Source organism: Thermoplasmata archaeon (genome assembly GCA_038729465.1).
Classification (GTDB): domain Archaea; phylum Thermoplasmatota; class Thermoplasmata; order Thermoplasmatales; family ARK-15; genus JAVRLB01.
The window spans coordinates 20,512-43,431 of the sequence record JAVYRZ010000001.1 but is presented as its reverse complement, the minus strand read 5'-3'; the positions used below and the strand labels follow the sequence as shown (position 1 = coordinate 43,431).

19 protein-coding genes are annotated in these 22,920 nt (G+C 35.4%); 11 read left to right on the top strand and 8 right to left on the bottom strand.

Features of this window, described 5'->3' with window-relative positions; translation table 11 throughout:
* Positions 1–28 precede the first annotated feature (28 nt).
* The gene (locus QXQ25_00200; protein MEM0160131.1) at positions 29–739 is read right to left on the bottom strand and encodes an alpha/beta hydrolase; all 711 of its coding nucleotides are present in this window, start codon (positions 737–739) and stop codon (positions 29–31) included.
* An 83-nt stretch (positions 740–822) separates the two neighbouring features.
* Here QXQ25_00200 and QXQ25_00195 point away from each other — a divergent pair, with 83 nt between their 5' ends.
* Positions 823–1,848 carry a polyprenyl synthetase family protein gene (locus tag QXQ25_00195; protein MEM0160130.1) on the top strand — a complete coding sequence of 342 codons (1,026 nt, stop codon included), beginning with the start codon at positions 823–825 and terminating at the stop codon, positions 1,846–1,848.
* Between the two features lie 51 nt (positions 1,849–1,899).
* Here QXQ25_00195 and QXQ25_00190 read toward each other — a convergent pair whose 3' ends face one another.
* A complete protein-coding gene (locus QXQ25_00190; GenBank protein MEM0160129.1) occupies positions 1,900–3,729 on the bottom strand; it encodes a threonine--tRNA ligase in 1,830 nt (609 codons plus the stop codon).
* A 95-nt stretch (positions 3,730–3,824) separates the two neighbouring features.
* On the opposite strand from QXQ25_00190, the gene QXQ25_00185 reads away from it, so the two are divergent.
* Both QXQ25_00185 and mutL read left to right on the top strand, forming a co-directional pair.
* On the top strand, positions 3,825–4,592 hold the full coding sequence (locus QXQ25_00185) for a HesA/MoeB/ThiF family protein (protein ID MEM0160128.1): 768 nt from the start codon (positions 3,825–3,827) through the stop codon (positions 4,590–4,592).
* 45 nt (positions 4,593–4,637) lie between these two features.
* The gene (gene mutL / locus QXQ25_00180; GenBank protein ID MEM0160127.1) at positions 4,638–6,341 is read left to right on the top strand and encodes a DNA mismatch repair endonuclease MutL; all 1,704 of its coding nucleotides are present in this window, start codon (positions 4,638–4,640) and stop codon (positions 6,339–6,341) included.
* 6 nt (positions 6,342–6,347) lie between these two features.
* On the opposite strand, the gene argF is transcribed toward mutL, so the two are convergent.
* Complete coding sequence (gene argF, locus QXQ25_00175; GenBank protein MEM0160126.1) at positions 6,348–7,256, bottom strand: ornithine carbamoyltransferase; 909 nt, start codon at positions 7,254–7,256, stop codon at positions 6,348–6,350.
* Positions 7,257–7,631: 375 nt separating this feature from the next.
* Between argF and arcC the strand changes: the two genes are divergently transcribed.
* Positions 7,632–8,567 (top strand): carbamate kinase, encoded by a 936-nt coding sequence (arcC, locus tag QXQ25_00170; GenBank protein ID MEM0160125.1) that lies wholly within the window; start codon positions 7,632–7,634, stop codon positions 8,565–8,567.
* On the opposite strand, the gene mutS is transcribed toward arcC, so the two are convergent.
* Positions 8,558–11,113 carry a DNA mismatch repair protein MutS gene (gene mutS, locus QXQ25_00165; protein MEM0160124.1) on the bottom strand — a complete coding sequence of 852 codons (2,556 nt, stop codon included), beginning with the start codon at positions 11,111–11,113 and terminating at the stop codon, positions 8,558–8,560. The genes arcC and mutS overlap by 10 nt on opposite strands.
* 81 nt (positions 11,114–11,194) lie before the next feature.
* Here mutS and QXQ25_00160 point away from each other — a divergent pair, with 81 nt between their 5' ends.
* Positions 11,195–11,641, top strand: coding sequence for an NUDIX domain-containing protein (locus QXQ25_00160; protein MEM0160123.1), 447 nt, complete (start codon positions 11,195–11,197; stop codon positions 11,639–11,641).
* 10 nt (positions 11,642–11,651) lie between these two features.
* Here QXQ25_00160 and QXQ25_00155 read toward each other — a convergent pair whose 3' ends face one another.
* The gene (locus tag QXQ25_00155; protein MEM0160122.1) at positions 11,652–13,442 is read right to left on the bottom strand and encodes a chloride channel protein; all 1,791 of its coding nucleotides are present in this window, start codon (positions 13,440–13,442) and stop codon (positions 11,652–11,654) included.
* A 90-nt stretch (positions 13,443–13,532) separates the two neighbouring features.
* On the opposite strand from QXQ25_00155, the gene QXQ25_00150 reads away from it, so the two are divergent.
* The 5 genes from QXQ25_00150 (at position 13,533) to QXQ25_00130 (ending at position 18,144) form a co-directional block, all read left to right on the top strand.
* On the top strand, positions 13,533–14,384 hold the full coding sequence (locus QXQ25_00150; protein ID MEM0160121.1) for a DMT family transporter: 852 nt from the start codon (positions 13,533–13,535) through the stop codon (positions 14,382–14,384).
* A 76-nt stretch (positions 14,385–14,460) separates the two neighbouring features.
* Positions 14,461–15,837, top strand: coding sequence for a CoA-binding protein (locus QXQ25_00145; GenBank protein MEM0160120.1), 1,377 nt, complete (start codon positions 14,461–14,463; stop codon positions 15,835–15,837).
* Positions 15,785–16,333, top strand: coding sequence for a GNAT family N-acetyltransferase (locus QXQ25_00140; protein ID MEM0160119.1), 549 nt, complete (start codon positions 15,785–15,787; stop codon positions 16,331–16,333). Before QXQ25_00145 ends, QXQ25_00140 begins: the two co-directional genes overlap by 53 nt.
* The gene (locus tag QXQ25_00135; protein ID MEM0160118.1) at positions 16,317–17,843 is read left to right on the top strand and encodes an AMP phosphorylase; all 1,527 of its coding nucleotides are present in this window, start codon (positions 16,317–16,319) and stop codon (positions 17,841–17,843) included. The genes QXQ25_00140 and QXQ25_00135 overlap by 17 nt, the downstream gene beginning before the upstream one ends.
* Before the next feature lie 82 nt (positions 17,844–17,925).
* Positions 17,926–18,144, top strand: coding sequence for a transcriptional regulator (locus QXQ25_00130; GenBank protein ID MEM0160117.1), 219 nt, complete (start codon positions 17,926–17,928; stop codon positions 18,142–18,144).
* Positions 18,145–18,149: 5 nt separating this feature from the next.
* Here QXQ25_00130 and infB read toward each other — a convergent pair whose 3' ends face one another.
* Positions 18,150–19,868, bottom strand: a complete 1,719-nt coding sequence (gene infB / locus QXQ25_00125; GenBank protein ID MEM0160116.1) for a translation initiation factor IF-2 — start codon at positions 19,866–19,868, stop codon at positions 18,150–18,152.
* A 102-nt stretch (positions 19,869–19,970) separates the two neighbouring features.
* Here infB and QXQ25_00120 point away from each other — a divergent pair, with 102 nt between their 5' ends.
* Positions 19,971–20,816: a GHMP kinase gene (locus QXQ25_00120; protein ID MEM0160115.1), complete on the top strand. Its 846-nt coding sequence runs from the start codon at positions 19,971–19,973 to the stop codon at positions 20,814–20,816.
* On the opposite strand, the gene QXQ25_00115 is transcribed toward QXQ25_00120, so the two are convergent.
* Positions 20,800–22,443, bottom strand: a complete 1,644-nt coding sequence (locus QXQ25_00115; GenBank protein MEM0160114.1) for a formate--tetrahydrofolate ligase — start codon at positions 22,441–22,443, stop codon at positions 20,800–20,802. The genes QXQ25_00120 and QXQ25_00115 overlap by 17 nt on opposite strands.
* Positions 22,443–22,920: cyclodeaminase/cyclohydrolase family protein (locus QXQ25_00110; GenBank protein MEM0160113.1), on the bottom strand; the 478-nt coding region annotated here is incomplete at its 5' end. The genes QXQ25_00115 and QXQ25_00110, both read right to left, overlap by 1 nt.

The window sequence follows — 22,920 nt, the reverse complement described above, 5'->3', positions numbered from 1 at the left end:
TTTTACATTTAATTTTCTTTGTTTTATTCTATACTCTTATAAAATTGTTAATAAGTTCTGCAACCTTCTCTGGTGTTGAAATATGCGGTGAATGACCTGCCTCTTCTAATATATGAAGATCGCTGTTTTTAATAAACTTATTTAAGCTATGCGCATATTTTAAATCGATTACCTGATCGTTTTTGCCCCATATTATGAGCACTTTCGTGTCCAATCTTTTCAAGATCTGTTCATTCATTCGGAAATCAGGTACTGCATTGTTTAATATTATGTTCTTTATTATTTCCTTACTGTTCATCTTTCCTTTTTTTACGATATTTTCCACAAATCTATCAACTTCCTCGTTTGGCAAAGTGCCTACCCCGGGATTTAACCCTGCACTATCAATCAGCACCAGGTATTCTGGAGCTTTGTAAAATATTGAAAAATATAAGGATATCCAGCCACCATAAGAATTGCCCACCAACGCAAATCTATCGATGTTTAGACTCTGCATCACATCAGAAATGGCGTTGCACTGGGCCAGTATGTTATATTGTATATCCGGCTTTGCTGATAAGCCATGTCCTAAAAGATCGAGGTAGAGGATCTTATACTCTCTCAGATAATTAGATAACTTCTTCCAAGCATTTGCTGTAGCACCTAATCCATGCAAAAATAAGACTGGAAATCTACCATTTCTCATCAAAATCGATATCTGCCCATATCTTGTGTCTACGCTAACTCTTTCAAGATTCATAATGTTGAATATCTCTCTTTATTTATATATTTTCAGTTTTACAAGAAAAAACTTTTTAATCTTTTATTAGTTACACATCTTTGATGATGAACCAATATTTTGAAGAATATCCTAAAAAAGTAGAAAAAGTTCTCTCTGACTTTTTTAAAATAAAGAAAGAAAATTGCAAAAATGAAAATATCAGAGATATAATTGAAAAAATTGAAGAATATACTTTAAGAGGGGGAAAAAGAATCAGGCCTGTTTTAATGATCTTCGGCTACAAGCTATATGGTGGTAAAAATACTGAAGAGATAATTAAAGCTTCTGCATCCTTAGAGCTTGTACAATCTTACCTTCTTATTCACGATGACATAATAGATGAAAGTCTGCTACGAAGAGGAAAGCCTACAATTCATCGAATTTTCGAAAAAGAATATGATGACAAAAAAATAGGTGCGGATCTTGCCATTATTGCAGGAGATCTGGCAGATTCTTATGCTACAGAATTGATTAACAGCTCTGATTTTGAAGATCGATTAAAATATAAAGCTATTGTAAAGTTATCAGAAATTATAGAATACACAGGATATGGGCAGGTTCTTGATATCTTATCCCCATATCAAACCGACAATTTTGAAGAGAACTTATTGCTTATTCACAAGTATAAAACTGCAAAATACACAATCGAAGGCCCGTTAATACTGGGAGGATTATTAGCTGGAAAAAATAATTTTGAAATGATCAGCAAATATGCCATAGATGTAGGAATTGCATTTCAATTGCAAGATGACATACTTGGATTGTTTGGAGATGAAAAAGCACTGGGAAAGCCTGTTACTTCTGACCTAGAAGAGGGTAAAAAAACATTGTTGATCATAAAAATATTGGAATGCGCAAATAAAGAAGAGAAAGATAAAATACTAAATATTCTGGGATCAAAAAATATATCAGAAGAAGAACTACAATATGTGCGTAATATAGCAGTAAAAACCGGGGCTCTAAAGTACTCTCAGGAGATGTCAGAAAAGCTTATTGCAGATGCAATAACTACTATCAAAGATCTAAAAGTGCCAGAAAAAGAGTTTTTAATAGAATTTGCAAATTATGTAATCTCCAGAAAATTTTAACTTTCTGAAAAAATTCAGAAGAAAACAGTTAATATCTCTCGATTGATCAGATTATGAAAATTTGATCCTCATGCTCAATTTCTCGTTTTCTGGTATGGCTCTGAATGGATAACCACCTGTCAAATTATGAATTTCTCTTTTTAATTCTAGATAGCTGTATTCCTTAATCTTTCCATTTTCTCTGATTCTCACATTTAATTTTTCATTCTGTATCTCTTTTTCGCCTATGACCACTATATACGGTACCCACTCTTTTTCCGCTTCCCTGATCTTTTTCTGCATTGTTAGTTCTCTGTCATCAAAATCTGCTCTGATAGTATCATTATTGAGTTTTTTGGCTAGTTTTTCACAGTACCCTAAAAATGATTCTGAAACAGGAATGATTCTGACCTGAGTGGGCGCAAGCCATAATGGAAATATAGGTTTTTGGCCATTATGCTTTCTTTTTTCCTGGTTCTCTAAAATAGCATAGATCAATCTTTCTATAGCCCCGCTCGGAGAACAATGTAAAATGTAAGGATACTTTTTTGAACTATCTTCTGCATAATAGGTTATCTCAAATCTTTTCGCGTTTTCTACATCTATTTGAACAGTGCTCAATGCGGCCGCTTTTTGCATAGTATCTATGAAATTAAACTCAAATTTCAAAATAAAATAGAAGAATCGATCGTTCCACATCTGAACCAATATTGGCTTTTTAATTACTCTCTCAAGTTCCTGAATAAACTCTTTGTTGTTTTCCCAGAACTCTTTTGTAAATCTTACTGCTACTTCATAATCTTCAATACCTATCTCCTTCAAAACTTCCATAGAAAATTTGTATTGTTTCAAAAACTCTTCTTTTGCATTATTGAGATCCAGCGTGAGAGTATGCATGTCAGGCATAGTAAATGCTCGAAGCCTTCTCAGCCCCACAAGCTCTCCACTCTTCTCCCTTCTGAATGAATATTTTGCGAGTTCGTAGATCCTGATCGGCAATTGCTTGTATGTTATCACAGAATCTTTCGCAATTAAAAACTGCCCAAAACAAGCTGAAAATCTCAAAAAGAATTTGTTTTCACCCGAAAGGAGAGTATACTGCCTTGCTGGAAAACGCTGTAAATAGCTTTTTAATGCAGGATGTTCATAATCGTACATTATGGGAGTTTCTACTTCCATTGCGCCATATTCTTGTACTTTTTTAGTAACGTATTCTTCTAATAGTGCTTTTATCATCTTACCTTTTGGGTAGTACCTGAAATTTCCACCATCACTTCCCTCTTCATATCCAACAAGTTCTAATTGTTGCATCATCACTACGTGAGGGGGTATCTCTTTTACTGCCCTAGTACCGCTGATCTCGTAATCTGCAAATGTTTTTAGATCTTTATGATCGCTAAAATTAAAATCATCAATATCTTCCAGTTTTCCATCTTTCAATATTTTCCAGTAACTGATTATTTTCTCCTCGGCTTTTACAGCTTCTGGTATAAGATCCTCTTTTATACTTTTAGACAGCTCTGATAATGGATGTCCTTTACAGGAAATCGTGAATGATTTGTACCAGCCAAATGGAGCCCTGTGCACTTCGTACTCTTTATTTAATAGCTCTTCTAATTCCCTTAATAGCTTTTTAGCTGTTTCTGGATCTGCCAGATCAGAGCTTAAGTGAGCGTAAGGATACAATACCAATTTTGTAGCTTTCACTTTAAGAGCCACATCTTTGATCTCAGCAGCTACATTATTTAGCATAGATTCAGAATCTGATGTTTCTACGCTTATAAAACAAACTAATACTTCATCAATACTCTCTTCCTGTAATTCTACAGGCTCAGGATTTTCTATCGCTTTTTCTCGAACTCTGTACTCTAAATGGTCAGAATGTATAAATAATATTTTCATTGTTTCAGATCAGTATGTAAATTTGTTATTTATATATATATTTTACTTATAATCTCATGACAAAATTAATTAAATAAATAAGTTATAGGTGTTTTATGGATCGATATTCCAGACAGATACTCTTGGATAAAATTGGTGCTAAAGGGCAAAGCAAGCTTGCAGATGCAAAGGTTGCAGTAATCGGGTTAGGAGGAACTGGTGGCTTAATAGCTCAACTTTTAGCAAGGCTCGGCGTTGGTACACTCATAATTGTCGATCCGGATTATGTAAGCCTTGATAATTTACACAGACAGCTATTATTCAGAGAAGAAGATGTGGGAAAATTGAAAGTTGAAGTTGCAGCTAATTTTCTAGCCTCGATTAATTCTGACATTAAAATCGAAAAAGTTTATCAGCAATTTAGCGCTTTAAATGCTGAGACTATTGTAAATAAGGTGGATATAGTAATGGATGGAACTGACAATTTCTTGACCAGGTTTATAATAAATGATGCATGCGTGAAACTGAATAAACCATGGGTTTACACTGCCGCTATCAGTTATTATGGTACAGTTATGCCGATTATACCTGGCAAAACTGCATGTTTAAGATGCCTGATCAGAGATCTTCCGGTGGAAGAACAAAAATGCAGTGAAATAGGAGTATTGAATACTGTACCTAGCATGATTGCTTCTATCGCCGTCTCTGTCTCAATAAAGATTTTATTAGGATATGAGATAAAAAACGAGATGTACTATATTGATGGTTGGAACATTGATCTGGACAAAATACAGGTTTTGAGAAACGATGATTGTCAGGCATGCCAAAAAAGAAATTTTGAGTATTTATCAGAGAGATATTACAAAATAAAAAGCTCTTGCTGATAAATAGAAAATTCTTTATTTAAATAGTACATATGTTTTATCAGTATGACTAATAAGATAAACATCCTGCCAGAAACTATATCGGCTAAGATAGCTGCTGGTGAAGTTGTAGAACGACCAGCATCCGTGGTAAAAGAACTGGTTGAAAATTCTATAGATGCCGGCGCGAGAAAGATAATAGTGGATCTGATTGATAGTGGTAAACTCTCAATCATCGTAAAAGATGATGGGGAGGGAATGAGCAGAGAGGATTGCTTAAAAGCAATTGAAAAACATGCAACTAGCAAGATTAAGAGCGAAGAAGATTTAAACAATATCTCAACTCTTGGATTTAGAGGAGAAGCATTATACAGCATAGCTTCAGTTTCTAAAATGATAATTGTTACAAAACGTGAAGAGGATCAGGTAGGTACCATGGTAGAGATTGAGGCTGGAAAGATACTGAACGTTAAAGAGGTGGGGACTACAAATGGCACTACTGTTACAGTGAATAACCTATTTTACAACCTTCCTGCAAGAAAGAAATTTTTAAAATCTAATTTAGTGGAACTGGATCATATTTATGATCTTCTATTCAGATTAGCTATTTCGCACCCAGAAATAGCATTGAAATTTACAAATAATCAGAAAATATTGATTGATGTCCCAGCGTCTGAGAAACTTATGGATAAGCTGAACTATCTGTTTAGCTTGAAAGAGGTCCAGAGCTTTTTATCAGTTGACTTTAAAAATAATAATATCAGGATTGAAGGTGTTACATCCTTGCCATCCATGACCAGGAAGACAAATAAAAACATTATATTATCTGTTAATAGAAGAATAATAAGAGAAAATAACATAATAGATGCGATATTGAAGGGATATGGATCTTTGCTATTCAGAGACCTTTATCCTGTTACTATTCTAAACTTGACTGTACCTTATGATCAGGTAGATGTAAACATACATCCCGCAAAAACAGAGATCAAGTTTTCAGAAGAGACATTGTTGAAAAAATATGTAACTGAGGCAATATCACAGGCGCTGAAACAAAAAGATCTGATTCCCGCCATGAAATTTAACAAACCTGAAACTCTTGAGTTTACGGCACCTATCCAACCTATTAAAGCTCAACAAATATTTCAGACTACTGAACCTAAAAAAATAAAAACACTTGAAGAGTCAGTGCCTAAAATGCTAGAAATAGAACCTTTCGGACAGATTGACAACACATATATTATTGCCTCTTTTAAAGAGAATATGCTGATTATAGATCAACATGCTGCACATGAAAGAATCAGGACTGAGGCATTTATAAAGGGTGTTAAGGATAAGAAAATACAGAGCCTGATCACACCGATCACTCTCACTCTCAACAACATGGAATTAGAGATCGTGATGAACAATATACAGATTTTTAAAGATATAGGATTTGACATTGATAAAATAGGTAAAAATGAGATATTGATCAGGACTTTGCCACCTATTCTTACAAGAGAAGATGCCATTGCAGGGTTGAAAGAGTCCATAAGAGAGGTATTATCAAATAAAAAAATAACCAACATAGAAGAACTAAAACTAAAATTGATGATTTTAATGGCTTGTAAAGGTGCAATAAAAGCACACCAGAAATTGAGCACGAAAGATATGGCGGATCTTATTTACAAACTTATGCAGTGCGATGTGCCTTTCACCTGCCCGCATGGAAGACCTACCATGATAAAAATAGAAAATTCAGATCTAGAAAAAATGTTTAAAAGAAAAGATTGAAAGAGGTTATTTTAACATTTTTACTAACAGCGCTTTCTGTGCATGTAGCCTGTTTTCAGCCTCGTCGAATACCACGCTGTTCTTGCTATCCACTACCTCATCAGTCACTTCAAATCCTCTATGTGCTGGTAAACAGTGCATGAAAATATAGTCTTTCTTCGCATTTTTGACTAGCTCGCTGTTTACCTGGTATGGTCTGAATAACTTTTCTTTCTCTTCTTTCTGCGCCTCTTCACCCATTGAAACCCACACATCTGTATATATTATATCAGCATCCTTTACTGCTTCGGCAGGATCTTCTACCACTTCAATTTTAGATTTACCAGCAGCAATCTCTCTCGCACGCTTTAAAATCTCTGCATTTGGCTGATTCGTAGCCGGGCATCCAATATAACAGTCCATATGCACAACTGCGCATCCTAATATAAGAGAGTTTGCGACATTGTTTCCATCGCCTACATATGCAAATTTCAGGTTTTTAAAAGTCCCTTTTTTCTCAAGAATCGTTAATAAATCTGCAACAATCTGGGCTGGATGCTCTAAATTGTCAAGCGCGTTTATTACAGGGATAGTTGCGTTTTTAGCTAGCTCCAGTACCATATTATGATCAAATGCCCTATATGTTATACCATCCACAAACCTCGAAAGAACTTTAGCAGTATCGGCTACAGTTTCTCCTCTACCCATCTGCATGTCTTTCGGACTCAAATAAAGTGCATGACCTCCAAGCTGCGTCATCGCCACTTCAAAACTAATTCTGGTTCTGGTAGAAGGTTTTTCAAAGATCATACCCAAACTTTTATCTTTTAGTGTTCTCGCATATTTTTTGGGGTCTTTTTTTATCTTTATTGCAAGATCCAGAATCTCATCTATATCATCTTTTATGTCGTATACAGAAATCAAATCTTTATTCATAATATTTCCTCCTTTTTTTTACCTTTATGTCAAAAACCTATTAAAATGTTTTTTAATTTGACTTTTGCAAAAATTGAGAGATAAAATCAGGCATAAAAGATGTAATATAAGTGATCTGAAATAGATTATATCATATTTATTGTTAGTATTCATAATATTAGATCTGAGAGGTTTCTGTAATATATTTTCAACTTTCCGTTGATTATGATCAATTACTTAAGATACTAATAAGTGTAGAAATAGATAAAATACGCTTAATTTTACTATATTTTAGATGTATATTGATTTTCGATGATAGGTTGACAACCTCTATAAATAATGCTTAAATAGCTAAATGTAATTACGTTACTTCTTATTAAAAGTATATGAGTTGAGATCATGGAAACAGTAGTAATAGCAGTAGGCGGAAATGCATTATTGAGACCGGAAGATCATGGAACAGCAGAAGAGCAGTTTAAGAGAGCTAGAGAAACTGCAGAAAGCATTCTAGACATTTTTAAACAATACGAGATAGTAATTACTCATGGCAATGGTCCTCAGGTGGGGGCTATCTTATTACAGAACGAACACTCTAAAAACATTGTACCTCCAATGCCTTTAGACGTTTGCGATGCAATGTCGCAGGGGAGCATTGGATATATGCTAGAGCAAAGTTTTAATGAAGTAATTAAGAAACATCATATTAACAAAGATTTAGTTACCATTATGACAAGGGTGCTTGTGGATGGTAAAGATCCAGCATTTGAAAACCCCAGCAAACCAATTGGTCCATTTTATTCAAAAGAGGAAGCTATGGCTTTAAAAGAAAAAAATCATTGGAATATGGTAGAAGATTCTGGAAGAGGATGGAGGAGAGTTGTACCGTCGCCAAAGCCAATCGAAATAATAGAAAAAAAAGTTATTCGCTCTATAATAGACTCTGGTTTCATCGCTATTGCTGTGGGCGGTGGTGGTATCCCTGTTGTTAGAAAAAATGGAGGCCTTGAAGGTGTCGAGGCAGTAATAGACAAAGATCTTGGTGCTGCGGTATTAGGAAGAGATATCAATGCGGATATGCTATTTATCCTCACCAGCGTTGATCAAGTATATATAAATTATAATAAGGAGAATCAGAAAGCGTTAACTCAAATTCATTTGCCAGAACTTTCAAAATATGTTGGAGAAGGACATTTCAAGCCCGGAAGCATGCTCCCAAAAATACTCGCTTCCATAGAATTCATAAAATCTGGTGGTAAGGCAGTGTTGATCACCTCACCGGAAAAATTAAATGATGCACTAGAACATAAAAATGGAACGTGGATCTATCCTTGAATCTTCTTTTTCCACTCATTTATTTTATTTAATGCTTCTATAGGAGTAAGTGCACTAATGTCTATCTTTTTTAGTTCTTCTAACAGCTCATTATCATCGCGAATCTCAAACACACTCTGGAATATCTTGGCCTGCTTTTTCACTTCTAACACGTTCTCAGACTCTATCTTTTCAAGTACCTGTCTGGCTCGATTTATCAGCAATGTTGGAAGCCCTGCAAGTTTTGCAACTTCAATGCCGTAGCTTTCACTCATTCCCCCACGCATGATCTTTCTTATAAATACCAATCCCTCAGGTGTTTCCTTTACAGAAATATAATAATTTTTAATACCATTCAAAAATTTTTCTAGCTCGATCATCTGATGATAATGCGTTGCAAACAACGTTTTGCAGCCAATAGTGTTATGTATGTACTCAGCAGTAGCCCATGCAATGCTTAACCCGTCAAATGTGCTGGTCCCCCTTCCAATCTCGTCAAGTATTACAAGACTGTTGCTTGTAGCACTATTCAATATATTAGATAATTCGATCATTTCAGTCATAAATGTGCTCTGACCTCTTAAAACATCGTCACTTGCTCCAACGCGTGTGAATATTTTATCTACAACTCCTATCTTTGCATTTTTTGCGGGCACGAATGAACCTATCTGTGCCATTATAATAATTATTGCAATCTGGCGCATATAAGTGCTCTTACCTGCCATGTTAGGGCCTGTAATAATCAAAAATCTGTTTTCATTGCTATCCATATACAGATCGTTTGCTACAACATCTTCCTGTATTATATCAAGTATAGGATGTTTTGAATCTTTTAATTCTATTATCCCGGTATCATCAACGATTGGCTTAGTATAGTTACGCTTCACTGCTAGCTCTGCCAGATTATTTAAAGCGTCTAGCTGCCCTATTCCTTGAGCAAGATTTTGAATTTTATCAATATAATTATTTAATATATTCAATATATCTAAATAAAGATCCTTTTCTAAAGTTACTATATTTTCATCTGCTGATCTTATAAGATACTCTTTTTCCTGCAATTCTGGAGTGGTAAACCTTTCACTGTTCTTCAAACTCTGTTTTCTGATAAAATGAGCTGGTACTTTATTTGAATTAGATGTGCTGATCTCAAAATAATATCCTATCAGGTCATTATATCCTATCTTTAGATTTTTTATGTTACTGTTTCTACGTTCTTTTTCTTCGATGCTCGATATCCAGTTAATGCCTTCTTTCTTTGTCTTTCTGTATTGATCTAAGCTCTCGTTGTACCCATCTTTCAGTATTCCACCAGATTCAATGTTGTTTGGTGGATTATCTATAATTGCTTGTTCTATTAAATAACTTAAGTCAGGCAAAGGATCCATGTTTTTATATATATCTTTTATTATTTTAACATCTAGTTCTTTGATCATCTCTTTTAAATAAGGGACCTGCTTCAAACAATTTTTAAGGGTAATAAGATCTCTGGGATTGGCAGTCTTGAAAGATATTCTGCTGTTTATTCGCTCTAAATCCCCAATCTTAGATAAAATATCAAAAATAACGCTTCTAATTATACTGTTCTTGTACAGCACTTCTACCCCATCACTTCTATACTTTATATGCTCTGGATTTAATAAGGGTTTCTGTATCCACCGTTTTAATGTCCTTGACCCGATTGATGTTTTGCACTGATCCAGGATCCCAAATAAAGTATTCTGTTTTTCATTTCTTATACTGTCAAAAATCTCCAGGTTCTTGAGTGTAGTATAATCTAAGAGCATGTACTCTTTAGACTCATATATCGTAATATTCTTGATAAATTTAATCTTTGTTTTTTGAGTATCGGCAATGTATTTCAATATCAAACTTATTGCAAATTGAAGATGCTCTTTATTTTCTAGTCCTATGCTTCTCAGCTCTGGCACACCAAACTGTTCACATATCTCTTTTTCTGCCACTTTTTTGTCAAAATAAAAATCTTTGAAATAAGTAAGGCTAACTTTAATCTTTCCTTCTATTTCATGTTCAACCTCTTTCTCTGTATCAAATGCTAAAATCTCCGCAGGACGATATTTTAAAATATCGGAAATGAGCTCATTTTTTTGTTCTCTTTCGTATTCTGCACCAAACATCTCGTTTGTGGAGATGTCCACAAAAACAATACCATATCCAGATTTCTCAACTGTTAATGATGCTAAATAGTTATTTTCTTTGGTAAGCAACTGTTCATCAAGTATAGTGCCTGGAGTTATCACCCTTATTACATCTCTCTTAACGAGCCCTTTTGCTTTTTTAGGATCTTCCAACTGCTCACAAATTGCAACCTTGTATCCTTTTTCTATTAGTTTTGAAAGATAAGAATAAATGGCATGATATGGCACGCCGGCTAGCGGTATATTGCTTTTTTCCTTATTTCTAGAAGTTAATACAATATTCAATTCTTTAGATACCAATTTTGCATCTTCATAAAAGGTCTCATAAAAATCGCCAACTCTAAAAAGTAATATTGTATCGGGGAACCTCTTTTTAATAGAATAGTACTGTGCCATAAGTGGTGTTTCCATTATAGATCTATATACTTTCTTCATTTTTAAACTTTATCTGATCTTATTCTTTAAATACTATAAATTATATCTATTTTTAAAATGAATCTGGATAAATTTACAAAAAAAATAGAGTTATTAAATACTGACGCCGCAGTGGTTTTCTTGACTGATAAACATGGATTCGTACTGATAAAAAGGAAAGAGAGAATTGACGATCCATGGTCTGGGCATATGGCATTGCCAGGCGGATTTAAAAAGGCCGAAGAGACTATAATGCAGGCAGCAGAACGAGAGTGCTTTGAAGAAGTTGGAATAAAGCCAGAGATAGAGGGTAGTTTGGGGGTATATATACCTTTGAACCGCAAGATTAGGGTTCAGGCATTTTATGCGTTTTGCAAAAAAACCGAAGAATTCAAGATTAGTGATGAGGTAGAGAAGGCTTTCTGGGTTGATGAAAAAGATCTTAAAAAAGCCGACGATTGTTATTATTATAGAGAATATAAGATATGGGGTTTAACATACAGAATACTTTCTGACATTTTTTGAAACAATGTTTTTATTTGCCGGTTGAGATGTATTCATTTAAAATGCCATCTAGAGTAACAAATCCTAAAGGTTGATCTTCTTTGTTTAAAACCCAAACATGATCAATATTCTTGTTTATAATTATTTTTAGAGCTTCTGCACAGCTATCTGTATCCCTGACAACAGATATTATGTCGTACGGCAGACTCCCAATTTTAATATTTTTAGTGCTTGTTATTGCAAGTTTAGAAATATTTTTCTTAGTTAGCTCATTAATGAATCTTCCTTTATCATCTACAACTGCAATTATATTTTTCTCGAATCTTTCAATATCATAATCTTCAATATTTGAATTGCTGGAAATAGTTATGAATTCTTTTTTTAATATTTTTGAAACTGGAATATAAGATAACGGGTCCTTTACATATTCTAGCTCATGGACTGGTGAATCGGCTCTAGTTTCAACCTGAGACCGGTATATTGTGTCTTTAATCAAAAAGTAGCTTATTGTTACACTTATCATAGCTGGCAATAATAACTGGTAATTCCCTGTCATCTCACTGACCATTAAAATGACAGAAATTGGTACTCTTCCAACTCCACCAAAAAAAGCCATCATACCAACTACTGTAAATGCAGCAATGGTTCCTATATTATCAGGAAAATATGGCATGTTAAAATGCACCATTATTAAGGCAAAGGCATTACCTAACATTGCACCTTCAAACAAAGCTGGCGCAAATACACCTCCGCTACCACCTGTTGCTACGGTAAAAGAGGTGGCAAAGATCTTGAAAATAGAGAGAGAAACAATAAGAAGAATCAGGATATACCATACTGTAATATATCCATTGTTAAAAAGCATAGAATACTGGCCATTAACTATGATTCTTATCCACCCGTACCCAATACCCATAATCTGGGGAAAGAACAAAGCAATAAGCCCTGCAAAAAATCCACCTATGGCCGGCTTCGTATATTTTGGTACCTTTAACTTTGAAAATAATAATTTGGTGCCATAAAAGATGCGAATATAAAATCTTCCAAAAAGCGCCATTAAAACCCCTAAAATCGCAAAGTAGATAAGTATAATTGGGGATGTAAATGTGTACCCTGGTACTATAAAAATTGGCTGATACCCATATACAGCTCCGAAAATACTATATGAAACAACAGAGGCTATGAAAGAGGGCAATATAGCCTCGCTCTCAAAATCTCTTTTATATAAGACTTCTGCCCCAAATATTGCCCCACCAAATGGAGATTTGAACATAGCACCTATTCCTGCGCCTATTCCTACCGAAACTGCAATTGTTCGATCTTTGTCCGATAGCTTTAAAATATTAGCTATTGCTGAACCAAATCCAGCAACAGATAACGCTGTAGGTCCTTCTCTGCCAGCACTGCCTCCACTTCCGATTGTAATGGCAGAGGCTATAACCTTTATCAGCGGTACACGATATCTTATCCTCCCCTTATTTCTGTGAAAGGCATTAATGGTTGCATCAGTACCATGCCCTTCTGCTTCGGGTGCATATTTGTATATCAACATTCCAACAATCAATCCTCCCACAGTCATTATTATTGGTATTAAAAATATATCATATGGCCATATAGGAGATAAAAGGTTGTGGCTACCTGGTTGCACATATCCTGTAAGGTCTGTCAAAAAATATTTTGTAGTGAGTTCAATAAGATAATAGAATATTACTGTTATAACACCACCCATAATGCCTATTAATATACCTAAAAATGTCCATTTTCTTAAATATGAGTAATTAAGTAAAAACCCAAGATTAAATTTTTTAATTTTAAGGCTCATTTTAACTTCTATTAAGATCTCTATTTATTTAAATCTTAACTGTTACAATCATAAAATATGTTTATATATTCATAAGATAATCAACGTTCAATGGAAAAAAGATTTCTTGGGTACGTCTTAATGACTATCGTTGCATTTATCTGGGGTGTAGGTTACACAGCAACTAAAATATGCCTGCAAGTTATGGATCCCTTAACGCTTGGATTTACAAGATTCTTTTTTTCTACTCTCTTTTTCATACCTATCATGATCAAGTTATGGAAAAAACCAAAATTAAAGGACTTTCTTCTAATTGCCATGATGGGGCTGACTGGCGTAATGCTGTACCAGTCTCTTTACAATTCCGGTGCAAACGGTGTTTCTGCGGGAGTTGGATCGATTGTAGTATCAACAGAGCCAATATTCATATTTTTGCTTTCGATGATTTTCATAGGTGAAAGATTCAGCATTTTAAAAATGACAGGGATAATCATTTCTTTTATAGGCATTATATTTATTTCAATTAACAGCATTACAGATCTGCTTAGCATTGTATCCATAATATTGATTCTCGGTGCCTCAATTGCATGGAGTGTTTACACCATTATTTCAAAAAATGTTTTGGAGAGATATGATGCTATGTTTGTCACCTCGTTATCCATGGTTTTTGGAACTGTCTTTTTTTTACCTTTCATTTCAAAAATGCCGGCAGAACTTATAAGATTAAATATAATTGAAATCTATGCACTTGCATTTCTTGTTATTTTTGCAACATTCGTTGCCTTTTATCTTAATTTTAAAGGCCTACAGATACTTACCGCTTCAAGAGCTTCTGTTTTTTACTATTTTAGCCCACTTTTCACTATAATAAGCGCATATTTTATTATTCATGAAGCAATAACAGTAACAATAATAATAGGAGGGATAATGGTAATAGGAGGTGTAGCGTTAGTAAACAGATAGTTTTATTTTTAATGACACAATCTAAAAAAAATGTTTATTTACGCAAATGATATATAAGATTAGAAGGTGGATAACTTTGGACTATTTTTTCAATCCGAGAACTGTCGCGTTAATTGGTGCATCATCAAAAAAAGGAAGAATTGGATTTGAGATCATGCAGTCACTATTACAAACCAAGGCAACAATATATCCTGTAAACCCAAAGGATGATTATATATTAGGAAGAAAATGTTATAAAACTATTAATGAGATCCCTGACAGTATAGATCTATTGGTAGTATCTGTTTCTGCAAAACAAATGCCTCAAATTGTTGAAGAAGCGCATGAAAAAGGCGTAAAAGGGATAGTGATAATATCCGGAGGGTTCAAAGAGATCTCTGAAGAAGGTGCGGAACTGGAAAAAAAGGTAAAAAAAATAGCAAACCTGTATAATATTCGAGTTATTGGACCAAACTGTATCGGAGTATATTCTGGAGATTCTGAATTCAATACTTTTTTTCAGGCCCAGAAAGCTTTAAGCCGCCCAAAAAAAGGGGATATAGCATTTATTACACAGTCAGGGACTTACGGTGTGACACTCTTAGAGTATTTAGAACAGAACAATCTTGGTGTTAGCAAATTTGTAAGTTTTGGCAACAAAATAGATGTGAATGAGCTGGATATGCTGGACTATTTAGAAAAAGATAAAGACACCAAAATCATTGCTGCTTACTTAGAAAGTATAGAAGATGGTCGTGAATTTTTTGAACGCGCTAGAAGAGTAGCAAAGACCAAACCCATAGTAGTATTAAAGACTGGAAGAAATGCGTTGGGTAATAAAGCTGCAAGATCGCATACAGGTGCTCTGGCTCAGAACTATGAAGTGTTTAAAGGGGCTATGAAACAGGCTGGAGTAATTTTAGTGGATGATATTGAAGATCTTGTGGATATTATCAAGATTCTGTCATTTCAGAGGTTGCCGAAAAATGGTAACTTAGCCATGATCACTAATGGTGCGGGGCCATGTGTTGTGACCTCAGATGAGGTTGGTGAATCTAAATATCTAAAACTTTCAGCAGTGAAAGATTCTGAAAGAATAGAACTCGAGAGAGTATTGCCTGATTTTGCAATCATTTCTAATCCGCTGGATTTGACAGGATCTGCCACACCAGACTGGTATCAGGCTGGATTTGATGTCTTGGGGAAGAGCGGGGATTTGGAGATAATAGTATCATATTTTGTAGTACCCAATGCCCCGATATTTAATAATATAGATAGCATGATAGAAGTAATGAAAAATACCAAAACTCTAGACAAGACCGTGATAGCAGTAATGGCCGGCGGTGAATTTACAAAACGCGTTGAAAAAAAGTTGCAGGATTTTAGGATTCCTGTATTTACTACTGCAAGGAGGGTTGTTCATGCAGCTGACAAGATTGTTGAATATTCCATATGGCGGGCAATGCACAATTAGGATCGCGATGCCAAGTGACGCGAAGGGTATTGTAACATGTATGAATAATGTCATGAAAGAAGGAATTTATCTATTGGGAGAGCAGTATTCGTATTATGAAGAATTTGAGGCAGAGAGAATTAGGACTTTAAGAGAGGATTTGACTCTTGTGGCAGAGTACAACAATGAGATAATTGGTGTCTTATTTCTAACGCGGGGCCGCTATATAAAAAATAAGCATACTGCATATTTAAGCATTGCTATAATTGATCGATTTAGGAAGATGGGAGTAGGTACTTCACTGATTAAAACTGCGATAGAATGGGCCAAAGATAAAAAAATAGAAAAAATATGTTTAGAGGTATTTTCTTCAAATTGTGCAGCCATAAATTTATATATAAAACTTGGATTTATAATAGAAGGTAAGTGGAAAAAACAGTTTAAAATCAACAATGAATATGTAGATGATATATTAATGTCTATATTTCTAGAGGATCAACATGAAACTAAAAGTTAGGGAGCTTGATCTGGAAAGTGGAAAAAACACAGTACTGTTAAGCGATGAAGATTGTAGGCAACTAGGGGTATTCCCGCATGATCGTGTGAAAATATATTATAAAGATAAAAGTGTTACAGCAATCGTAAATACATCTAATTCTATGATTAACAGAGGAGAAATAGGAATATTCACAGGTACCTGCGAGATTTTGGGAGTAAAATCGTATGACTCAATTCAGATAGAGCAAACTTTAAAACCAGAATCATTAGAGTTTATAAAAAAGAAGATGCAGGGACTTAAGCTGAGCAAAGAGGAAATTTATAAGATCATAGATGACATTGTTAAAGAGAACATATCAGACATAGAACTATCCGCTTATGTTACTTCGTTATTTATCAATGAACTGAACATTGAGGAAACGGACTATTTGACCAGAGCAATGGTAGATACTGGCGAAACATTGGATTTCCCGTACCCCGTGGTCGATGTGCACAGCATTGGTGGAGTACCTGGCAATAAATATGCGCTGATCACAGTACCTATCGTGGCGGCACTTGGGCTTAAAATTCCAAAAACTTCATCAAGGGCCATAAGCAGTGCTGCAGGCACTGCGGATGTGATGGAAGTACTAGCGAAAGTAGACCTGAGACTTGAAGAGATCCGGAAGATCGTAGATACTGTAGGTGCCACGCTTGCTTGGGGTGGCGCAGTAAACCTCGCCCCCGCAGATGATAAAATAATTAAGATTGAGTATTTGCTGCGCATAGATCCTCAGTCTCAGCTGTTGGCGTCTGTGATGGCTAAGAAAAAAGCGTTAAACATAAATAAGTTGCTGATCGACATACCAATAGGCTCTGAAGCGAAAGTGCATGATGAATTGTATGCAAGAAAGCTAGCAAGAAACTTTATAGATCTTGGAGAGCGGTTAGGAATTAATGTTGAATGCGCATTCACATACGGTGGCCAGCCTGTTGGAAGAAGCATAGGCCCTGCACTGGAGGCAAAAGAAGCTCTGGAAGCTCTTGAAGGAAAGTACAGATCGAACAGCTTGATAGAGAAATCTTTAGAACTTGCTGGTATTTTATTAGAGATGGGAAATATCGTAAAACCAGGAGCTGGAAAAAACAAGGCCAGGGAAATCCTCAAAAACAAAAAGGCACTGAATAAGTTCTTAGAGATTGTAAATGCGCAGGGGTCTAAGCAGATAGAAAAGAGCGAGGATATTCAGATTGGAAAGTACAGTTTAGATATAGTATCAGAAGAAGAGGGATATATCTCATATGTATCAAATGCCTCGTTAGTAACAATTGCCAGAATTTTAGGAGCGCCGAAAGACAAGGGTGCGGGCATATGGGTTTATAAGAAAATCGGTGACAAGGTGGATTCTGGAGAAGATCTATTAAGATTGTATAGTGAAAATAAAAATAGATTAGAAGAAGCACAGAAAGTATACAAAAAATATAAGACATTAAGAATAGAGGGTATGGTTATAGATAGCACTTTTTTAAAAACAGATCATAAAAGTTAAAAAAGTGCATTTTTTTAAAAACATTTAAATATATTTTTTCACTATCCATATATATTCAAAGTTTCATAAAAAAGGTGAAATTATGGTAGAAGATCTTTCTCCAATGGCAAAAAAAGTTTACGAAGCCATGAAAAAAGTAGGTGCTAGTTCCGAAGACAAATTGAAGACCGCTGATGATATTATGAAAGCTTCTGGCGTAGGAAAAGGCATAGTCACTAACTCTCTGCAAGAGCTGCAAAACAAAGGATACATAAAAAGAGTGGCCAGACAAAAATCAGCAGGATATTTTATAATAAAATAAAATATTTATGCACCCCAAAAAGCCTTATCTTTTCTTTTAATTTTCAATACTTCTTCTATAATCTCTTTTTCTTCGTAACTTAATATTTGAGTTTTTAAGAACCTGATATCTTCCTCTCTCAAATCTGCATACAATATGTCATTTTCTCTAAGATTTCTTCCAACCACTGCATTATCAACCGAAATTGCTATCTCAGATCCCATAATTGCTTTATCTAGCGTCTTCTCTTTCTCTCTGATGCTTTTTAATGTGCCAATTACTCTTCCATCAGGTTTTAAAATTTTTACTCCTGCCCTTAATTCTCCCCCAAGAACTCTCACTCCTACTATTGCAGGCTTGGAAACTCTGAATATGTTATTTTCCAGTACCAACAACTTTACTGGGTATATGTATGCCTTTCTTGATTCTGCTTCCAGTTCTAATATTCTATTCTCCCTCCATGCCTTATAGTCATCTATAATCTTATAAAGTATGTTTCCAGAGATCACAGGCACATCTCTTTGATCCAGCGTGTATTTGACGTTGTAAGCCAGTATCACTTTGTAAAGTTCATTTTCAGAGGTCTGTGCATCTACCACGTCCCTTTTTGACACCTCTCCCAGTTCAGCCTTCTTTATCGGTATTTCTAGAATGTTCAGCTCAAAAGCCATAGCCTCCAGAGAACCTATTGCATCTGCTTTTATCACTACACCATCATCTTTCAATTCAATCTTTATATTTCCCTCACTTTTTATCTCTTCGACTATTTTTTCCAGTGTTGCCGGTGTTGCTACCTTTAACATTCCCCCAGCTTTTACAAAGTCAAGATCTGATGCCAGTATCTTTATTCCGGCTGCTGCAGTTGCACAATTAACAATATTCAACTTAGAACTATTATCAGGTGCAGGTCTTAACAACGCTTTTACTCTGGATACTATCGGCTTATATATCCCTTCAAATACAATTATGTCTCCTTTCTTAATAACACCCTGATAAAGTATCAGATCCAGTGTCTTGCCAAACCCTTTCTCGTCTTTTACTTCTAAGATCGTCGCTGCTCCAGGCTCATCTAAAGTCCTGAGATCCGATTCCAAAAACTTCTGAGCCAAACCAACTAACACCAATAAAAGATCTGCAATGCCTACTTTGTGCTTGGCAGAAACTGGTATTATTGCCACATTTTTTGTAAAATCATCAATTCTATCATACCTTTCTGCAGAAAATCCATTGTTGTAAAGCTGTTCAGCTATCTGATAAATTTTTTGATTCAAGTCTTCTACTACTTCCCCACGTTGATCTTTTAGCGCCACTATAAACGGCTTATTATATTCCGTTTTCCAGCCGTATATCAAATCTATTTTATTTGCAACAACCACAAAAGGCGTTTTATACGCTTTTAAAATTTTCAGACTCTCCACTGTCTGTGGCATTATCCCCTCTTTTATGTCTATTACAAGTATTGCAAGGTCTGCCAATGCTCCGCCTCTGGCCCTCAAGGTTGTAAAAGCCTGATGCCCCGGTGTGTCTATAAAAAGTAACCCTGGCACACTGAATTTCTTTTGCCCTATAATATCAGCGCATATACTGTATATATTATCAATTGAAACTTCAGTGGCACCTATGTGTTGTGTGATCTGGCCATACTCGCGAGCGGCAATAGAAGAGCCTCTAATCTGGTCTAATAACGTTGTCTTTCCATGGTCGACATGACCTAGCACGCTTACAATAGGTTGTCTTAATTGCATATCATTTCCTGCTGAATTAAAAGGTAAATACATTTTGATAAATAAATGTTTTTAAGATTTTAATAAAAAATTAAAAGTATTTGTATTTTATACCTTATAATTATGATCAGATTTTTCTCACCTGGCAGCATCACTTTATTTTTTGAAATAAAGGACCAAAACAAAAACTTGCTGAAAAGAGGATCTAGAGGTGTAGGTATAACCACCAGTCTAGGTGCACTTACATACGTTAAAAAAGCAAGGGATACAGAAGTGTTTTTAAATAACAAAAAAATTAAAGCATCTATACAACACACAATATTGAAATTACTAAATTTAAATGCAAATGTTTATACAGATACTTTATTGCCGCCACAACATGGATTTGGAATGAGCGCCGCTGCAGCAATATCTACAGCTTTAGCATTAAATCATGAATTTAAATTGAACCTAAGCTATTTTGAAACACTTCAAATTGCTCACAGAGCGGAGATCATGAACCATACAGGACTCGGTGACATTGCAACACAGAGCATGGGCGGGTTCACGATCAGGCTGAAAGAGGGTGCTTTGCCTTACGGAATCGTGGATCGAGTAATGGTAGATAGTAAACTGACGATTCTTGCACTTGATGGAGAGGTAGAAACCAAGAGCATTATCACAGATCCATTTTACAAGAAGAAAATCACATTTTATGGTAAAAATGCGCTAGACATGTTTTTAAAAAATAAGAACATAGAGTACGCATTTGAGCTAGGCGTTAAATTTTCAAAAAGCATAGGCTTTCTAACAGGAGAAATGGAAGAGATTATTAAAAAATCAGAAAAATATGGATTTGCAACAATAAGCTTGATTGGGAAATCTATTGTTGCAATTGGCGATTCTCAGAATCTACAGGATCTATTCGAAAGATATGGCACAGTCTATATGACAGATATCTATAATGGCTATCCTAAAATAGCCCCTTGATCTCTCCATCATCAGTCAATGTCACATTTACTGCCGCTGGCTCTTTTGGCAATCCTGGCATGGTCATGATCTCGCCCAATATTACTACTATAAAGCCTGCACCTGATAATACTCTTAACTCACGCACTGTAACTGTAAAATCTTTAGGTGCACCAACCAGTTTTGGATCGTCGCTTAGCGAGTTTTGCGTTTTTGCCATGATCACATGAAACTTATCAAAACCGTTCTTCTTAATAAGTTTCAGGTCATTAATAGCATCTTTGGTATATATCACATCTTTGGCGCCGTAAATCTTTGTTGCAATATTATATATTCTTGTTTCTAAAGGATCGTCTAGAGAGTATGTATAATTCACTTTTGGATCTGGATGTGCATCAATCTCTTCAATAACTTTTTTTGCAAGGTCCACTGCTCCATTTCCGCCATCCTCAAAACTAGTGCTTAATGAATAGGAGACGTTCATTGTTTTTAATAATGATTCAAGTGCCTTTATCTCTGAATCTGTGTCAGAGACAAATTTGTTTATTGCAACCACTAACGGTAATCCGTAATTTCTTATGTTTGTAATGTGTTTTTGTAAATTTTCAAACCCTTTTTGCAATGCTGCAACATTCTCCAGTTTAAGATCCTCTTTCTGTACCCCTCCATGCATTTTAAGCGCGCGGATCGAAGCAACAAGGACTACTACACTAATTTTCAAATTGCTGGCTCTGCTGACCACATCCACAAACTTTTGAAATCCAAGATCGCTGCCAAATCCTGTTTCTGTAACAAAATAATCCACGAGCTTGATTCCAATATGGTCTGCTATTACACTGTTTGTGCCATGCGCAATATTACCAAATGGGCCTATATGGACAAATACCGGTACATGTTCAATGGTCTGCACTAAGTTGGGTTTGAGTGCATTTTTTAACAGTGCTGCCATTGCACCGTCCGCTTTTAAATCCCTTGCAAATATCGGCTCTTTCTTCTCACTGTAACCTACTAAAATATTGCCAAGCCTAGATTTCAAATCTTTATAATTTTCGGCAAGTGCCATAATTGCCATGATCTCGGATGCTGGAGTGATGTCAAAGCCTTCCTCTACAATTACACCATTTGATTCTCCCAGCCCTACAATTATATGCCTGAGAGAACGATCATTCATGTCTATTAATCTTCTCCATGTAATCTTTCTTTGGTCTATTCTTGGCTCGTTCCTAAAGTAAATGTGATTGTTTATCATTGCAGATAAAAGATTATGCGCAGAAGTGATCGCATGAAAATCTCCTGTAAAATGAAGATTTATTTCTTCCATGGGTTCTACCATCGCCTTGCCACCTCCTGTAGCGCCGCCTTTTATACCGAACACTGGGCCTAGAGATGGCTCTCTTATTGCCAGCATCGTTTTTTTGCCGAGTTTTGTCATCCCCTGCACCAACCCTATAGAAGTGGTGGTTTTGCCCTCTCCTGCAGGAGTAGGGGTCATAGCTGTCACTACAATCAGTTTTCCATCCTTGTTATTTTTATATTTTTTTATTGCCTCTAGAGAAACTTTTGCCATATATTTTCCATATAGTTCAAGATCCTCTTCAGTTAATCCTATTTTCTGTGCAATTTTTAATATTGGTTCTAGATCTTTCATTATTTCACCTTCTCTAATAGCTCTTTATTCCTTTCATACATATTTATAGATTCTTTTTCTATGTTCTCTATCTCTGTATTGAACTGTTGCAGAATCTCTTGATTGCTTATATTGTTCAAATTGATTTTAACGTTTGCTAAAGCACCTTTCATCGCAGAGTTTGCAAATTGAAAACTGCAAATACCGTCACTAACCGCATTGATGTTTCCACTCTTTATAACTTTCAAAGCAAGATCCATTATTTTTACGCATGCTCTGGCAGTTTCTAATGGTACATTACTTGCTCTAATAGATGCTTCTTCTATTTTTTTATCTCTGAGCTCCTTCTCTTGAACTGTCTCTTTAGGCAGCTTATACGCTGCCATGATCATGTTGAACTCTTCCACATCACGATCCATTAACTGTGTTAAAAAGTCTCTAAGTGTAATTGCTTCTGTTACTATCTTTTTCATCTCTGGCTCCACTGCCAGATATTTT

What these genes read in the sequence shown, in the direction of transcription:
- infB (MEM0160116.1), bottom strand. Translation starts at nt 19,868, where the DNA reads ATGCAATTAAGACAACCTATTGTAAGCGTGCTAGGTCATGTCGACCAT.
- QXQ25_00130 (MEM0160117.1), top strand. Translation starts at nt 17,926, where the DNA reads ATGGTAGAAGATCTTTCTCCAATGGCAAAAAAAGTTTACGAAGCCATG.
- QXQ25_00190 (MEM0160129.1), bottom strand. Translation starts at nt 3,729, where the DNA reads ATGAAAATATTATTTATACATTCTGACCATTTAGAGTACAGAGTTCGA.
- QXQ25_00135 (MEM0160118.1), top strand. Translation starts at nt 16,317, where the DNA reads ATGAAACTAAAAGTTAGGGAGCTTGATCTGGAAAGTGGAAAAAACACA.
- QXQ25_00195 (MEM0160130.1), top strand. Translation starts at nt 823, where the DNA reads ATGATGAACCAATATTTTGAAGAATATCCTAAAAAAGTAGAAAAAGTT.
- QXQ25_00150 (MEM0160121.1), top strand. Translation starts at nt 13,533, where the DNA reads ATGGAAAAAAGATTTCTTGGGTACGTCTTAATGACTATCGTTGCATTT.
- mutL (MEM0160127.1), top strand. Translation starts at nt 4,638, where the DNA reads ATGACTAATAAGATAAACATCCTGCCAGAAACTATATCGGCTAAGATA.
- QXQ25_00120 (MEM0160115.1), top strand. Translation starts at nt 19,971, where the DNA reads ATGATCAGATTTTTCTCACCTGGCAGCATCACTTTATTTTTTGAAATA.
- QXQ25_00115 (MEM0160114.1), bottom strand. Translation starts at nt 22,443, where the DNA reads ATGAAAGATCTAGAACCAATATTAAAAATTGCACAGAAAATAGGATTA.
- QXQ25_00185 (MEM0160128.1), top strand. Translation starts at nt 3,825, where the DNA reads ATGGATCGATATTCCAGACAGATACTCTTGGATAAAATTGGTGCTAAA.
- QXQ25_00155 (MEM0160122.1), bottom strand. Translation starts at nt 13,442, where the DNA reads ATGAGCCTTAAAATTAAAAAATTTAATCTTGGGTTTTTACTTAATTAC.
- argF (MEM0160126.1), bottom strand. Translation starts at nt 7,256, where the DNA reads ATGAATAAAGATTTGATTTCTGTATACGACATAAAAGATGATATAGAT.
- QXQ25_00200 (MEM0160131.1), bottom strand. Translation starts at nt 739, where the DNA reads ATGAATCTTGAAAGAGTTAGCGTAGACACAAGATATGGGCAGATATCG.
- QXQ25_00140 (MEM0160119.1), top strand. Translation starts at nt 15,785, where the DNA reads ATGCAGCTGACAAGATTGTTGAATATTCCATATGGCGGGCAATGCACA.
- QXQ25_00160 (MEM0160123.1), top strand. Translation starts at nt 11,195, where the DNA reads ATGAATCTGGATAAATTTACAAAAAAAATAGAGTTATTAAATACTGAC.
- mutS (MEM0160124.1), bottom strand. Translation starts at nt 11,113, where the DNA reads ATGGAAACACCACTTATGGCACAGTACTATTCTATTAAAAAGAGGTTC.